Source organism: Actinomadura pelletieri DSM 43383, from assembly GCF_003634705.1.
GTDB classification, from domain to species: Bacteria; Actinomycetota; Actinomycetes; order Streptosporangiales; family Streptosporangiaceae; genus Spirillospora; species Spirillospora pelletieri.
The window spans coordinates 136,582-150,607 of the sequence record NZ_RBWU01000005.1 but is presented as its reverse complement, the minus strand read 5'-3'; the positions used below and the strand labels follow the sequence as shown (position 1 = coordinate 150,607).

At 72.0% G+C, this 14,026-nt stretch carries 16 protein-coding genes; 7 read left to right on the top strand and 9 right to left on the bottom strand.

From position 1 onward, the window contains the following. Nucleotides 1–102: 102 nt before the first annotated feature. Nucleotides 103–906, bottom strand: a complete 804-nt coding sequence (gene hisN / locus BZB76_RS22510) for a histidinol-phosphatase (protein WP_121436863.1) — start codon at nucleotides 904–906, stop codon at nucleotides 103–105. 134 nt (nucleotides 907–1,040) lie between these two features. Between hisN and BZB76_RS22505 the strand changes: the two genes are divergently transcribed. Continuing rightward, a complete protein-coding gene (locus tag BZB76_RS22505; RefSeq protein ID WP_147449498.1) occupies nucleotides 1,041–1,892 on the top strand; it encodes a hypothetical protein in 852 nt (283 codons plus the stop codon). 6 nt (nucleotides 1,893–1,898) lie between these two features. Here BZB76_RS22505 and BZB76_RS22500 read toward each other — a convergent pair whose 3' ends face one another. The 7 genes from BZB76_RS22500 to BZB76_RS22470 form a co-directional block, all read right to left on the bottom strand. After that, entirely contained in the window at nucleotides 1,899–3,278 is a 1,380-nt protein-coding gene (locus BZB76_RS22500) for an FAD-binding oxidoreductase (protein ID WP_121436407.1), read from the bottom strand. Between the two features lie 5 nt (nucleotides 3,279–3,283). Continuing rightward, nucleotides 3,284–4,837 carry a serine/threonine-protein kinase gene (locus BZB76_RS22495; RefSeq protein ID WP_121436406.1) on the bottom strand — a complete coding sequence of 518 codons (1,554 nt, stop codon included), beginning with the start codon at nucleotides 4,835–4,837 and terminating at the stop codon, nucleotides 3,284–3,286. 39 nt (nucleotides 4,838–4,876) lie between these two features. Continuing rightward, on the bottom strand, nucleotides 4,877–5,842 hold the full coding sequence (gene rsgA / locus BZB76_RS22490; protein ID WP_211343137.1) for a ribosome small subunit-dependent GTPase A: 966 nt from the start codon (nucleotides 5,840–5,842) through the stop codon (nucleotides 4,877–4,879). 59 nt (nucleotides 5,843–5,901) lie between these two features. Next, nucleotides 5,902–7,173 (bottom strand): 3-phosphoshikimate 1-carboxyvinyltransferase, encoded by a 1,272-nt coding sequence (gene aroA, locus BZB76_RS22485; protein WP_121436405.1) that lies wholly within the window; start codon nucleotides 7,171–7,173, stop codon nucleotides 5,902–5,904. Between the two features lie 66 nt (nucleotides 7,174–7,239). Continuing rightward, complete coding sequence (locus BZB76_RS22480) at nucleotides 7,240–7,938, bottom strand: anti-sigma factor family protein (RefSeq protein WP_121436404.1); 699 nt, start codon at nucleotides 7,936–7,938, stop codon at nucleotides 7,240–7,242. Further along, nucleotides 7,935–8,567 carry a sigma-70 family RNA polymerase sigma factor gene (locus tag BZB76_RS22475; protein WP_121436403.1) on the bottom strand — a complete coding sequence of 211 codons (633 nt, stop codon included), beginning with the start codon at nucleotides 8,565–8,567 and terminating at the stop codon, nucleotides 7,935–7,937. Before BZB76_RS22475 ends, BZB76_RS22480 begins: the two co-directional genes overlap by 4 nt. A gap of 110 nt (nucleotides 8,568–8,677) precedes the next feature. Continuing rightward, on the bottom strand, nucleotides 8,678–9,439 hold the full coding sequence (locus BZB76_RS22470; RefSeq protein WP_121436402.1) for a DoxX family protein: 762 nt from the start codon (nucleotides 9,437–9,439) through the stop codon (nucleotides 8,678–8,680). Between BZB76_RS22470 and BZB76_RS22465 the strand changes: the two genes are divergently transcribed. Both BZB76_RS22465 and BZB76_RS22460 read left to right on the top strand, forming a co-directional pair. Further along, complete coding sequence (locus tag BZB76_RS22465; RefSeq protein ID WP_337959765.1) at nucleotides 9,438–10,268, top strand: SOS response-associated peptidase; 831 nt, start codon at nucleotides 9,438–9,440, stop codon at nucleotides 10,266–10,268. The genes BZB76_RS22470 and BZB76_RS22465 overlap by 2 nt on opposite strands. 44 nt (nucleotides 10,269–10,312) lie before the next feature. After that, nucleotides 10,313–10,654: a TraR/DksA family transcriptional regulator gene (locus tag BZB76_RS22460; protein ID WP_211343136.1), complete on the top strand. Its 342-nt coding sequence runs from the start codon at nucleotides 10,313–10,315 to the stop codon at nucleotides 10,652–10,654. Nucleotides 10,655–10,747: 93 nt separating this feature from the next. Here the strand turns inward: BZB76_RS22460 and BZB76_RS22455 are convergent, their stop codons facing one another. After that, nucleotides 10,748–11,524: a methyltransferase domain-containing protein gene (locus BZB76_RS22455; RefSeq protein WP_121436401.1), complete on the bottom strand. Its 777-nt coding sequence runs from the start codon at nucleotides 11,522–11,524 to the stop codon at nucleotides 10,748–10,750. A gap of 325 nt (nucleotides 11,525–11,849) precedes the next feature. On the opposite strand from BZB76_RS22455, the gene BZB76_RS22450 reads away from it, so the two are divergent. Genes BZB76_RS22450 through BZB76_RS22440 form a run of 4 tightly spaced genes read left to right on the top strand, consistent with a single transcriptional unit; the run spans nucleotide 11,850 to nucleotide 13,850 of the window. Continuing rightward, nucleotides 11,850–12,455 carry a sigma-70 family RNA polymerase sigma factor gene (locus tag BZB76_RS22450; RefSeq protein ID WP_117400471.1) on the top strand — a complete coding sequence of 202 codons (606 nt, stop codon included), beginning with the start codon at nucleotides 11,850–11,852 and terminating at the stop codon, nucleotides 12,453–12,455. Next, the gene (locus BZB76_RS34890; protein ID WP_170180708.1) at nucleotides 12,452–12,592 is read left to right on the top strand and encodes a hypothetical protein; all 141 of its coding nucleotides are present in this window, start codon (nucleotides 12,452–12,454) and stop codon (nucleotides 12,590–12,592) included. The genes BZB76_RS22450 and BZB76_RS34890 overlap by 4 nt, the downstream gene beginning before the upstream one ends. Nucleotides 12,593–12,595: 3 nt before the next feature. Then, nucleotides 12,596–12,898 carry a mycothiol system anti-sigma-R factor gene (gene rsrA / locus BZB76_RS22445; RefSeq protein ID WP_117400309.1) on the top strand — a complete coding sequence of 101 codons (303 nt, stop codon included), beginning with the start codon at nucleotides 12,596–12,598 and terminating at the stop codon, nucleotides 12,896–12,898. Between the two features lie 22 nt (nucleotides 12,899–12,920). Further along, nucleotides 12,921–13,850 carry an NAD-dependent epimerase/dehydratase family protein gene (locus tag BZB76_RS22440; protein ID WP_121436400.1) on the top strand — a complete coding sequence of 310 codons (930 nt, stop codon included), beginning with the start codon at nucleotides 12,921–12,923 and terminating at the stop codon, nucleotides 13,848–13,850. Nucleotides 13,851–14,026 lie beyond the last annotated feature (176 nt).

Here is a 14,026-nt window from a genome sequence, read left to right as displayed (position 1 = left end):
AGACGGGCCGCCACCTAGTACAACGGCCGCCCCGCGACCGCTGTTCCACGATATGTCGCGAGTCTGGGCGTTGGCCACCACCGCGACCCGTCCGGGCCCCGGTCAGATGCGCAGCGAGAGCTGGCCTCCGCCGAGCGTGCGCAGGACCTCGGCGTGCAGTTTGCCGTTCGTGCACACGACACTGCCGCCCTCCACGCCGGGCTTGCCGGACAGGTCCGTGAACATTCCCCCGGCCTCCTCCACGATGACCTGGAGCGCGGCGAGATCCCACAGCGACACCTCCGGCTCGGCGGAGATGTCGACGGCGCCCTCGGCGACCATCATGTGCGACCAGAAGTCGCCGAACGCCCTCGTCCGCCACACCTCGCGGGTCAGGTCGAGGAACCGGTCGAGACGGCCCTGCTCCTCCCAGCCGCTCAGGCTGGAGAACGACAGGGACGCGTCCGTCAGCTCCGACACCGCCGACACGGTCATCCGGGTGGCGCGGGTGAGGCTACGGCCCGTCCAGGCGCCGCCGCCGCGCGCCGCCCACCAGCGGCGGTTCAGCGCGGGCGCCGACACGACCCCGACGACGATCTCGTCGTTCTCCATCAGCGCGATCAGCGTCGCCCACACCGGCACGCCCCGCACGAAGTTCTTCGTCCCGTCGATCGGGTCGATGATCCAGCACCGGTTTCCGAAGCCGGTCTTGCCGAACTCCTCGCCGTACACCGCGTCGCGGGGACGGGCCCGCTTCAACGTGCCGCGGATCTGCTCCTCGACGCTGCGGTCGGCGTCGCTGACCGGCGTCAGGTCCGGCTTGGTCTCGATGTCGAGATCGAGCGCACGGAAACGCCTGGTCGTGATGTCGTCGGCCCCGTCCGCCAGCACATGAGCGAGACGCAGGTCATCGGAATAGCCCGCCACGGCGAGCAACGCTACCCTGAGCACCGCCGATCCAGACACACTTACCCGGCCGTTCCGGCTTTTCGGTCGGCCGCCTACGGCGCGGCGCGGCGTTCCGGCCCGATGATCGCGTCCGGGAATGGCAGCATGGGCGCATGGCGCACGATCTTCCCGCTTGGGTGGCCGAGCTGACCGACCCGCGCCGGGCGGAGACGCTCGACGAGCTCGCCGACCGCCTCGTCCCGCTCGCCGAACACGCCATCGACGTGTCCCGGCGGCTGCAGACCCAGCTCAACGAGCTCAACGACCCGTTCAAGCGCGAGGCCCTCTACGGGCGCGTGGAGCGGCTGAAGGCCCGGGTGGGCGAGGCCCTCGACGAGATCACCTCGGAGATCGCCGCGTCGGGAGAGCAGCGCATCGACCGGGTCGTCGCGGACTGGGCCGGACGGGCCGGGCCCGCCGGGCGCGACGACCGGGAGCGGGAACTGCGACGCAGGCTGGACCGTGACATCGTGCCGGTGCTGTCGCAGCGGCAGCGGGACGTCGCCGAACGGGTCGCCGAACGCACCTCGACGGCGCTGGAGGAGGCGACACAGACCCTGCTCACCCGTGTGGAGGACCTCGCGCGGGCCGTCACCGACCTGATCCACGACGTGCTCCCCCTGGCCCGGGAGGGGCTCGCTCTCGCCGGACGGATCTCGACGCTGTCGGGCCACGCCCGCAAGGCGGGACGTGGACCGGTCCCGGAGGAGCTGAAGGAGGCCGGCGCCGAGACGGCCCGCGCCTTCGACGAGGCCGTCGCGCGCCTCGAACTGGAATGGGCGGCGCTCGGCGCCCGGTCGGCGAGCGTCCGGGCGGCACTGCGCGGCGCGGAGGAGAGCGCGTTCAGCCGCGTCACCGAGGAGATGACCCGGTGCGTGGAGGAACTCGCGCCCGACCACATCAAGGCCCTCAACGACGCCGAGGCGCGGGCGCGGAGCCTGTTCGAGGAACCTTCCAACAGCTAGGCGGGGTCAGAGCGCCTGCGGGAAGTCGAACAGTCTGGCCGGGTCGTAGTTGGCTTTTGTTCGTCTGAGGCGGTCCAGGTTGTGGCCGTAGTAGGCGTGCGGCCAGTTCTTCAGGTCCGGGTCGACGTAGTTCACGTAGGCGGACCCGCCCATGTAGGGCTCCATTGTTGTGTGGGTGGCGCGGAGCCATGGGGCCTCCGAGGCCAGGTATTGGACGCAGAACAGGGCCTTGCGATGTGGGAAGGCGGTGTCGCCCGGTCCCACGCGGGCGATCGCGCCGCCCATCGCGTCCATGAGGACGGAACGGTTCCGGACGTCGTTGCCCTGCTGGAAGCGGTCCAGTAGTGAGGTGATGGCGGCCTCAGGTAGCGGGTTGTAGGCGATGTGGGATTTCCCGGCGTAGTCGGTTCTCGGGGACGTGCCCGTGGGGCGTTGGCCTGGCAGCGTGCCTTGTGTGTGGCACTGGTCGATGGTCAGGCCCGCGCATCCGGCCATGGACTTCATGGCTTCCAGGTGGGGGAGTGTCTCGGCGGTAACCGATTCCGGGTCGGCGCCGGTCGCTGCCGTCAGCGCGTTCATGTGGTCGGTCGCGTCGGCCAGTGCGACAGCGATGACCTCGATGCTCGGGGTCGCGCGGTCCGGTGCGGTGTCGAGGTGCAGGCTCGTCCATACCTCGGAGGGCGCGTTCGGTGCCCAGCGTTGCCAGGCGCGGATCACGGCGGGGGCGTCCGACCAGGGCCAGCGCATGGTGAACGGCGTGGCATCGCCTGCCTTGTGGACGCGGAACGTGAACGACACCGCGACACCGAAGTTGCCGCCCCCGCCGCCGCGGCACGCCCAGAACAGGTCGGGGTGGCGCTCGGCGTCGCAGGTCAGGACCCGGCCGGTCGCGGTGACGATTCGTGCCGACTCCAGGGCGTCGCAGGTCAGCCCGTACGCGCGGCACGTCACGCCGAGGCCGCCGCCGAGCGTCAGGCCCGCCACGCCCACGGTCGGGCAACTGCCCGCCGGGACGCTCATGCCCTCGCGGGCCAGGCCGGCGTACAGGTCGATCAGACGGGTTCCCGCGCCCACGGTCGCGTGGTCGCCGTCGCGTCGCACCGCGTCCATCGGGGACACGTCGACGACGAGTCCCGGGCCGGTCGACCAGCCCGCGTAACCGTGGCCGCCGCTGCCCACCGCGACCGGCGTTCGTGTCAGCGTCGCGAACCTGAGGCATTCGGAGACGTCCTCGGGTGTCGCGCAGTAGGCGATGGCCGCCGGAGTGATGCGGTCGTGGCGCGGGATGTGGAGGCGGCGCGCCTCGACGTACAAGGCGTCCGACGGACGGATCAGCGTGCCGTCCAGGCCGCGTTCCGGAGCGTTCCAGTCGCCGGAACCGCCCATGGCCGTCAGGCGGTGCCGCGCAGCGTGTCGAGGAACGTCTTGTAGACCGGGACCGCTCCGTTCCAGTCCTTCTGGCTCGCCATGAGGATGATCTGATAGATGGCGCCGTCGAAACGGAACACCCGGACACGGGCCCGGCCGGGAATGTCGTTCCGGACGAAGGTGAACTGGGCCTCGGCGGCCATGTCCCCCTGGTAGGGGATCTTCCGGTCGAAACTCTCCTCCTTGAACTTCGGGTACTGGGTCGTGTCCGCCTTCATCTTGCCGAGCGCGGAGGCCAGGCCGTTTCCCGGATCGGGGAAGGCCGTGGACACCAGACGCTGGATCGCCAGGCCCCGCACCACTCCCTCGGTCGGGTCCTTGAGCGTCAGGTCGTCACCCGAGACCTCGGCCTGCCAGCCCTGCGGAACCGCCGCGACGAAGGCCGAACCGCGATGTAGGCGGTACCCGGCGGGCCGGGGAGCGATCTGTCGCGGCGACGTGGACGCCTGGCCGGACGCCGGCGGCCTGCCCGACGCCGACGTCCCCGGGTCGTCGTCGCCGTCGGCGGTGAAGATCACGATGGAGGCGATGGCGATGACCAGCGCGGCGGCGAAGACCCCGGCCGGGACGATCAGCGGCCATGGCACGCGTCTCGGCGGGCGCGGCGGATGCGGCGGCACGGTCCCGGGGACCGTCGGCGCGGCCGGTGGCGGCGGAAGCGTCAGGTTGTGCGGCGGCGCGAACCGCGGCGGCGGTGCAAGGGGTGCGGCGGGTCCCTGGGCGATCTGGCGGAGCAGCCGCCCCGCCTCGTCGGGGCTCATCCGCCGGTCCGGGTCCTTGTGGAGCAGGCCGTACAGGACGGGGGCGAGAGGCCCGGCGAGCTGGAGCGGATCGGGGTCGTCCGACAGGACGGCGGCCATCACCCCCCACACGTCCGGCCGTTTGTACGGGGGACGGCCCTCCACGGCGGCGTACAGGGTCGCGCCGAGAGACCACAGGTCGGACGCGGGCGTGGCCTTCTGGTAGCGGGCCTGCTCGGGCGCCAGGTAGGCGGGCGACCCGACGATGGCGCCCGCCTGGGTGAGGGTCTCGTCCCCGGCGACGGTCGCGATGCCGAAGTCGGTGAGCACCGCCCGGTCCGGGGGCAGCAGCACGTTGCCGGGCTTGACGTCCCGGTGCACGACCCCGGCGGTATGCGCGGCGCGCAGCGCGTCCAGCAGGTCGGCGCCGATCGCCGCGACCCGCTGCGGCGGCAGCGGCCCCTCACACGCGATCAGCTTGTCGAGGCTCTCGGCGCGGACGAGCCGCATCACGATCCAGGGGCGGCCGTCCTCCTCGACGACGTCGTGGACGGTCACGATGCCGGGGTGATCCAGTCGCGCCGCCGATCTCGCCTCCCGGAACGTCCGCGCGTACGTCCGTTCCACCTGCGCCTCGTCCAGGCCCGGTGGCAGCGCCACCTCCTTGACGGCCACCTCGCGGCCGAGCGTGCGGTCGCGGGCCAGCCACACGCGGCCCATCCCGCCGCGTCCGAGCACCTCCACCAGCTCGTAGCGCGCTGCGATCAACTGGACCATGGCAGCGACGATACCGACGCGAGCCGGGCGAGTCGCCCGCTATTCGGGCTCTCCCTCGCGGCTGGCGAGCAGGCGCCGCAGCGAGTCGAGGCGGGCCCGGCTGGCGTGCCCGTCCTCGACCCAGCCGTCCAGCCCGCAACTGTCCTGTAGGTGGTCGCAGTGCGGCGGACAGCGTTCCGCCGCGCCCGCCGCGAGGTCCTCGAACGCGTCGACGACATGCTCGGGTTCGACGTGCGCGAGCCCGAAGCTCCGCACGCCCGGCGTGTCGATGATCCAGCCGTCGTCGTCGGGCAGCTCCAGCGCGATCGCCGAGGACGAGGTGTGCCGGCCCCGGCCGGTGACCGCGTTGACATGGCTGACGGCCCGTTCGGCGTCCGGGACGAGCGCGTTCACCAGCGTCGACTTGCCGACGCCCGAATGGCCGACGAGGACGCTCGTCCGGCCGGTCAGATGGCGGCGCAGCTCGTCCGGGTCGCCGTCGCGGCGCGTCACGGCGTACGGGACGCCGAGCGGCGCGTACTCGGCGATCAGATCGTCGGGGCCCGCGAGGTCGGCCTTGGTGAGGCACAGCAGCGGGTCCATCCCCGCGTCGTACGCGGCGACGAGCTGCCGGTCGATCATGCGGGGGCGGGGTTCGGGATCGGCGAGCGCCGTGACGATCACGAGCTGGTCGGCGTTCGCGACGACGATCCGTTCGAACGGGTCGGTGTCGTCGGCGGTGCGGCGCAGCGACGACGTCCGCGGCTCGACGCGGACGATGCGGGCGAGGGTGTCGGGCGCGCCGGACACGTCCCCGACCAGCGCCACCCGGTCGCCGACGACCACGCCCTTGCGGCCGAGTTCGCGGGCCCGCATCGCGGTGACGCCGCGTTCGTCGTCGGTGCCCCGGTCGACGACGCAACGGTACCGGCCCCGGTCCACCGCGATCACGAAACCGGGCGAGGCGTCCTCATGCGCGGGACGGCGGCGGGTGCGTGGCCGCGACCCGCGCCGCCCCGGCCGCACCCGGACATCGTCCTCGTCGTAGTCCCCTGTTCGTCGTGCCAGTGGTCCTGTCCCTGCTCTCAGGCGGGCGCGAGCATCGACGCCCACAACTCGGTGAAATCCGGAAGAGTCTTGCCCACGGTGCCCGGATTCTCCACCTCGACGCCGGGAACGGCCAGGCCCAGCACGGCCGCCGCCATCACCATCCGGTGGTCGTCGTAGGTGTGGAACACGCCGCCGCGCAGCGGGCGCGGCCGGATGTCCAGCCCGTCCGGCAGTTCCCTGACATCGCCGCCCAGCCCGTTGATCTCGGTGACGAGCGCCGCGAGCCGGTCGGTCTCGTGGCCGCGCAGGTGCGCGATGCCGGTCAGCCGGGACGGCGAGTCGGCGAGCGCGGCGAGCGCCGCGAGCACCGGGGTCAGCTCACCGACCTCGCGCAGGTCGGCGTCCAGCCCGCGGAAGCCGTCGCCGCCGCGGACCGTGAGACCGTCCGGGCCGAGGGACACCCGCGCGCCCATCCCGGTGAGCAGGCCGCGCAGCGCGTCGCCCGGCTGCGTCGTCTCCGCCGGCCAGCCGGGCACGGTGACCCGGCCGCCGGTGACGAGCGCCGCGCCGAGGAACTGCGCCGCGTTCGACAGGTCCGGTTCGATCTTCCATTCGCCGCCCCGGAGTGGGCCCGGCGCGACCCGCCACAGGTCCGGCTCCGTCTCGACGGTCGCGCCCGCGTCCCGCAGCATCCGGACCGTCATCGCCAGGTGCGGCGCCGACGGCACCGGCGGGCCCGCATGCCTGACCTGCGCGCCCTTCTCGAAGCGCGGCGCGGCCAGCAGCAGCCCCGACACCAGCTGCGACGACCCGGACGCGTCGATCGTGACCTCGCCGCCGTTGACGGTGCCCGTTCCGCGGACGGTGAACGGGAGCGCGCCCCGACCGCCGTCGTCGATCACGGCGCCGAGCGCCCGCAGCGCCGTGATGATCGGGCCCATCGGACGTTCCCTGGCGCGCGGGTCGCCGTCCACGGCCACGTCACCGGACGCCAGCGCCGCGACGGGCGGCAGGAACCGCATCACCGTCCCGGCGAGACCCACGTCGACCCGCGCGGGACCGGTCAGGCCGCCCGGACGGACCAGCCAGTCGGCGTCGTCGTCGGCGACGTCCACGCCGAGCGCGCGCAGGGCGCCCGCCATCAGGTCGGTGTCGCGGCTGCGCAGCGGTCGCACGATGCGGGACGGCGCGTCCGCGAGCGCGGCGAGCACCAGCGCCCGGTTCGTCATCGACTTCGACCCGGGCAGCGGCACCACGGCGTCCACCGGGGCATGCGCGACGGGGGCGGACCAGTGCGGAGAGGGCATGATCCAAGGGTATCCGCCGGTCCGCTCCCGGCGGGAAACGTTCGGCGGGGCGGTCAGCGGTGGCGGTCAGAGGGGGATGCTCAGCAGGGTGCCGCCGGTGTCGAGGCGGACCTCGAAGCGGGTGATCTCCTGGCGGGTCAGGCCCGTTCCGCCCCGCATGACGAGCGGCTTCGGCTGCTCGGGGACGCCGTACCCCTTGTCCGGGACGCGCCATCCGGCGACGACGCTGCGTTCGCCGTCCCGGGACACGGCCTCCAGGTGGCACCGCAGCGGGCCCTTGATGCCGCGCAGTTCCAGGCTGACCTGCGTTCCCCATCCCTTGTCGACCAGGCCGACCGTGCCGGACGCGCCGGTCCGCGGGTCGGTCGCCCGGAACCTGTCGCCGGGCAACGCCTGCTCCACCGGCGGCGTCGGCGTCGGTGTCGTGTCGTCGTCACCGAGGATCGTTCCGACACCGATGCCCGCGGCGAGCGCGACGGCCGCGGCGGCGGCGCCGGTCGCGAGGACGGCGCGGCGTGACGAACGCCGGTCCGCGCTCCGCTTGCGCCGCATCATGTCGACCACCGGCGCCGGAGGCGGGGACGGCGCCGCCGCGGCCGCCTCCCCGAGGGACGCGAGGATCCCGGCCGTTCCCGACATCTCGTTCAGCTCGGCCCGGCAGGGCGCGCACCCGCGCAGATGCGCCTCGAAGGCCCGGCGGTCCCCGTCCTCCAGAAGTCCCAGCGCGTAGGCGCCGACATCGGTGTGCTCGACCTGGGAGCTCACGAGGTCACCCCCCTCTCCTCCAGGGCGACGCGCAACGCGCGCAGCGCGTAGTAGACCCGGGACTTGACCGTCCCCACCGGGATGCCGAGGTACTCGGCGGCCTGGTTGACCGTCCGATCCCGCAGCACCGTCTCGGTGAGCGCCTGCCGGTGCGCCGGGGACAGCGACTCCAGCGCCTCCGTCACGACGACCTTGCGCAGCAGGCCGTCCAGTTCGTCCGCCATTGGCAGGTTCTCCAGGGGGGCGTCGCCGACCTCCGGCGGCCTGACCTCCCGCTGCCGCCGGTTGTCGATCACGATACGCCGGGAGACGGTCGCCAGCCACGGCATCAGCGAGGACGTGCGGTCGTCCAGCCGGTCCGCGCTCCGCCACGCCCGGATCATGGTCTCCTGCACCACGTCCTCGGCCCACGGACGGTCACCGCCGGTCAGCCGGAGGACGAACGCGAGAAGCGGGCGATGGTACTCGCGGTACAACCCAGCGGCGATGTCCTCGTCGCTGTCGGCGGCACTGGGGGCGGCACGGTCGGCGACACCGTCCACCTCACGGTCGTCACCGCGCGTGCCGGGGCGGCGGAGCAGGCTCCGTAGCCCGCCGGTCTGCCGACCGGTCGATCCGGGAACTGCCATGGCCGGGGCGTCTCCGTCCTCGTCTACGAGCCGGTCATCTGGCAGTACGGAACCGAGCCGCCCCGGGGTTCAACGGATTTGAGCCTCCTTTAAGGTTCCCTTCGGAAACCTCAGCGCTTCACGGCCTGTTTGACCCTGCCCGCCTGGGCGGCCACGCGACCGGGCTTGGACGTCCGCCCCGGGCGGAACGCGCGCCCGGCGTTCTTCACCACTCCCGCGGTCGCCGTCTTACCGGCCTTGGCCGTCTTACCGACCTTGGCGGCCTTGCCGGCCTTGATGCCGGCCTTACCGGTCTTGGCCCCGGCCTTCGCGGCCTTGCGGCCGGTCTCGGCGCGTGCCGTGCGCACCTGCCGGGCCGCCTCGCGGCGCGCGTCCCGCAGCGCGAGGGCCGCCTCCCGGCGCATCGCCTTCGCCTCCGCGCCGCTCTTGATCTGCGCCTCCCGCGCCTGCCGCCGCACCTCCGCCAGGCGCGGCGGGCGGCGCGGCTCGGACGCGACCATCAGCAGCGCGCCGAACAGCCCGGCGTTCTTCAGCAGATGGGACCGTTCGCCGGCGCGGCGCTCGGGGTCGTCCTCCGTCCAGTAGCGGTGCTCGGTCGCCAGGACCGGCACCAGCTGCGCCGCCATCAGCATGGTCGTGAGCCGCCGGAACCTACCGGTCAACAGCAGCGCGCCGGTGCCGAGGCTGAGGGCGCCCTGGAGGCGGACGAGGGACTCCGGGTCCTTCGGCAGCCAGTCGATCCGGTCCGCGACCGGCTTGACCGTCGGGCCGACCCGCTCGGCGCGCTCGCGCGGATCCCGGAGCGCGTCCAGGCCGTTCATGATGTACGGGGCCGCCACGAACGGGCGGGCGAGAGTGGTGAAGGGTCGCATGACCCGCTACATGCCCAGCGGGCCGCGCCTCAAGCGCGGCAGGATGGGGGCCATGTGCGGACGTTATGCCACCACCCGCGCGCGTCAGGAGCTGCTGGACGAGTTCCAGGTGCAGCTCGACGCCGTCGACGGGGACATCCAGCCCGACTACAACGTCGCTCCGACCAAACAGGTCCCGGTCGTGCTCGACCGGCGCCCGAAGGACGCGCCGGAGGAGGAGCCCGCCGTCCGGCAGCTCCGCACGGTCCGCTGGGGCCTCGTCCCGTCCTGGGCCAAGGACCTGTCCATCGGCTCCCGCATGATCAACGCGCGGGTCGAGACCGTGCACGAGAAGCCGTCGTACCGCCGCGCGTTCGCCCGGCGGCGCTGCTTGCTGCCCGCCGACGGCTACTTCGAGTGGTACACCCTCCAGCAGGATCCGGCCGACGGCGAGAAGAAGGCGAAGAAGCCGCAGAAGCAGCCGTTCTTCATCCGCCCCAACGACGGCGCGATCATGGCGATGGCCGGTCTCTACGAGCTGTGGAAGTCGCCCGAGGACGAGTGGGTCTGGACGTGCACCGTCATCACGACCAACGCCCCAGACGACCTCGGCCGCATCCACGACCGCATGCCGATGATCGTCGAACGGGACCGTTGGGACGCCTGGCTCGACCCGGCGCTCACCGACACCGAGGAGGTGCACGGACTGCTCGTGCCCGCCATGGCCGGAACAATGGACGCCTACCCTGTGTCGAAGGCCGTCAACAGCGTGAAAAACAACGGACCGGAACTCATAGAACCGGCGGCTTCTGGGGATAGTTCTGGCAACCATTCCGACGGTTTGTTCTGAACCGCATTGCCCGGAGCCCCCCACCGGGAGGAGTTCGCAGCATCGTGGACACCGCCGTAGCCCGCTCCCGCCTGGAGGCCATGCTCCAGGACCTGGACCGCTCCATCGCCATTCTCAGCGGCGAAAGTTCAGAACGCGACAATTCGGCCGCGGACGCCGGGGCCGGTCTCACCGACCACGATCGGGTGGAGGCCGCCCTGGAGTCCCTGGACCGGCACCGGCGCGGCGTCGCCGCCGCCCTGGAGAGGATCGACGCCGGTGTCTACGGCCGGTGCCTGGGCTGCGGCAAGGCCGTCCCCGAGGGACGCCTGGAGGTCCGTCCGGACGCCGCCCGCTGCATCACCTGCCAGTCCAAACACGACCGGGCGACGCGCAACTCACGGTGACCCGCAACTCACGGTGACCCGCGACTCACGGTGACCCGCGACTCACGGTGACCCGCGACTCACGGTGACCCGCGACTCACGGTGACCCGCGACTCACGGTGACGCGCGGCGGACGGCGCTCGCGAGCAGGCCCATGCCGAGGGACTCGTCCGAGGCCGGGGCGTTGAGTTCGGTGCGGACGAGTCTCCCGAGGGCGCGGGGCCGCTGGGCGAGGACATGCTCGACGGTCGAGGGGGACAGCACCGTGCGGGGCCTGATCCACTCGACCTCTAGGCCCGCGTCGGCGAGGAGTTCGCGGAGCTGGTGGGCGGAGAAGGAACGCGTGATCGTCCCGTCCGGCCAGGGGACGAGGCAGACCTCCGCGCTCGGCAGGTCGGACAGGTGCGCCCAGTAGTTCCGTTCGGCGAGCAGCGCCATGCCGAGGGTGAGGGAGTCGACGCAGAGCAGGACACGGCCGCCGGGACGCAGGACGCGGGCGATCTCGGCGATCGTCGTCTCCGTGGCCAGGTGCCGGGACAGCACGCGGTTCTCGGCGATGACGGCGTCCATGGTGCCGTCGGCGAGGAAGCCGAGCGTGCCGGTGTCGCCGATGATCGGGATCGCGGTGCCCTGCGCGGGCCGTCCGGGTTCCGATGTCTCGCCCGGATCGCGCACCTCGAGGACGGTGTGTCCGGCCGCGGCGGCCTGGGCGGCACAGCGCCCGCCCGAGACGTCCAGCACGCGGGACGGGCCGCGCGGGAGCCAGCGGGCCAGCTGGGCGGCCGCGACCGCCCAGTAGAACCTCCAGTAGCGCGCCAGGGAGTCCCCGTCGGTGTCACGCAGACTGGCGATGGTGGGCTCGGAAGGTTGCGCCGGAAGCACCGGATGCACCGTTTGCTCCTGTTCTCGCCGTATACGTCTCGTCCTTCCCCGTTCCGCGGTGATCAGCACCCTCCGTACACGACGAGGGCGCGGACGCCTGTTCTTTTCGTCACTCCCTGACGGGGAATCGGCGGCGATGTAGCGGTGTTGCACCGACGCACAGGGAGTACAGCGGAGGTGCACACCGATGACCACAGCCGTTGCCGATCAGCAGCGGACGGCGCGCGACGCCGCGCGGGCACCCGCCCGCCTCGGCATGCCGCGCGGACCGATATCGTCTGTGGGATACGACGCCACGGGCCTAGTCGGGGCCAAGGGCGCCACAGCCGAGGAGGTGGGTCAGGTACCGGGCACCACGGAAACCGTGGAGCAGCGTCAGGAACGGTTCCAGCGCGACGTGCTCCCGTTCTTGGACCAGCTGTATTCGGCCGCGCTGCGCATGACGCGCAACCCCGCGGACGCCGAGGATCTCGTCCAGGAGACCTTCGCCAAGGCGTTCGCGTCCTTCCACCAGTTCAAGGAAGGCACCAACCTCAAGGCGTGGCTCTACCGAATCCTGACCAACACGTTCATCAACTCCTACCGCAAGAAGCAGCGACAGCCGCAGCAGGCCGCCACCGAGGACATCGAGGACTGGCAGATCGCCCGCGCGGAGTCGCACACCTCCAGCGGGCTGAAGTCCGCCGAGTCGGAGGCACTGGAGCACCTGCCCGACACGGACGTCAAGCGGGCGCTGCAGGAACTGCCCGAGGAGTTCCGCATCGCCGTCTACCTCGCCGACGTCGAGGGCTTCGCCTACAAGGAGATCGCCGAGATCATGGGCACGCCCATCGGCACGGTGATGTCGCGACTGCATCGCGGAAGACGGCAGCTGCGCGTCATGCTGGAGGACTACGCTGAAGAGAGGGGCCTCACGCGGGCGAGCGGGGGGTCCCGATGAGCGCGGTTTCGACGAGCGTGGTTTCGACGAGCGTGGTTTCGACGAGCGTGGTCGCGATGCCGGACACCGTGAAGCCGGACACTGTGACGCCGGACATCGTGCCCTGCCATGGCGCGGTGTGCGAGAAGGGTGAGTGAGCCATGAGCTGTGGCAACCACCATGAGACCCCGTGCGACGAGGTCCTGGCACGGGTCTACACCTATCTTGACGGCGAGCTCGACCAGGGCGGCTGCGGCGAGGTGCGCCAGCACCTGGACGAGTGCGGGCCGTGCCTGCGCGAGTACGGGCTCGAAGAGGCCGTCAAGAAACTGGTGAACAAGTCCTGCGGCTGCGAGTCGGCGCCCACCGACCTGCGCGCCAAGGTGCTCGGCCGCATCGAGGAGATCTGCGGCGAGATCAAGGCGTCCGGAGGCGCCGAGAAGACCGGGTCCGCGGGCGGCTGAGCGCCCCGGTATCGTTTCGCGGGTGCTCGCACTCGTCACCGGCGCCGCCGGTTTCATCGGGTCCCATCTCGTCGACCGGCTCGTCGCCGACGGCCACGAGGTCATCGGCGTGGACGATCTGTCGTCCGGCCGGAACGTGCGCCCCGGCGTGGAGCTGTGGGAGACGGACGTCACCGACCCGACCCTCGTCGAGAAGGCGGCGGCGCGGCGGCCCGAGGTGATCTGCCATCTGGCGGCGCAGGTCAGCGTGCGGGCCAGCGTCGCCGACCCGCTTCATGACGCGCGGACCAACGTGGTCGGGACGGCGAACGTCCTGGAGGCGGCGCGGGCGGCGGGCGCGCGCAAGGTCGTGTTCACCTCCAGTTGCGCGGTGTACGGGGTGCCGGACGCGCTGCCCGTCCCGCCGGACGCCGAGCTGCGGCCCGCTTCGCCGTACGCGGCGTCGAAGGTGTCCGGCGAGATCTACGCGGGGATGTACACGACCCTGCACGGCATCGACCACACGACGCTGACGCTGGCGAACGTGTACGGGCCGAGACAGACGCCCGACGGTGAGGCGGGCGTCATCTCGATCTTCACCGACGCGCTGCTGTCCGGCCGTCCCACCCGCGTCTACGGCGACGGCACCCAGACCCGCGACTACGTGTACGTGCTGGACGTGGTGGACGCGTTCGCCCGCGCCGCCGAGGGCGGGGGCGGCGGGCGCCGCCTCAACGTCGGCACCGGTGTGCAGACCACCGACCGTGACCTGCACACGCTGGTCGCCGAGGCGGCCGGCGCCCCCGACGACCCGGAGTTCGCGCCGCCCCGGCTCGGCGACCTCCCCGCGATGTCCATCGATCCGCGACGCACGCGCGAGGCGCTCGGCTGGGAGCCGAAGGTCGGGTTGCGGGACGGTCTCGCCGCGACGGTCGCGTGGGCGCGGGAGCGCAACGCCGAGGCGCGCGGCTGAATACCCCCTAATGCCGGATGTTGTCGTTTCGTAACCTCGTCCCGATGCGCTGTCAGTTGCTATTGCATTTGCACATGATTTCCGCTGCCCCGGGATATGGTGCGCATACGTAACCCGTATTCCTGCCGAACAAATGATCACAACACGTGACGATTGGTTCACGCTTCGTTCACGTT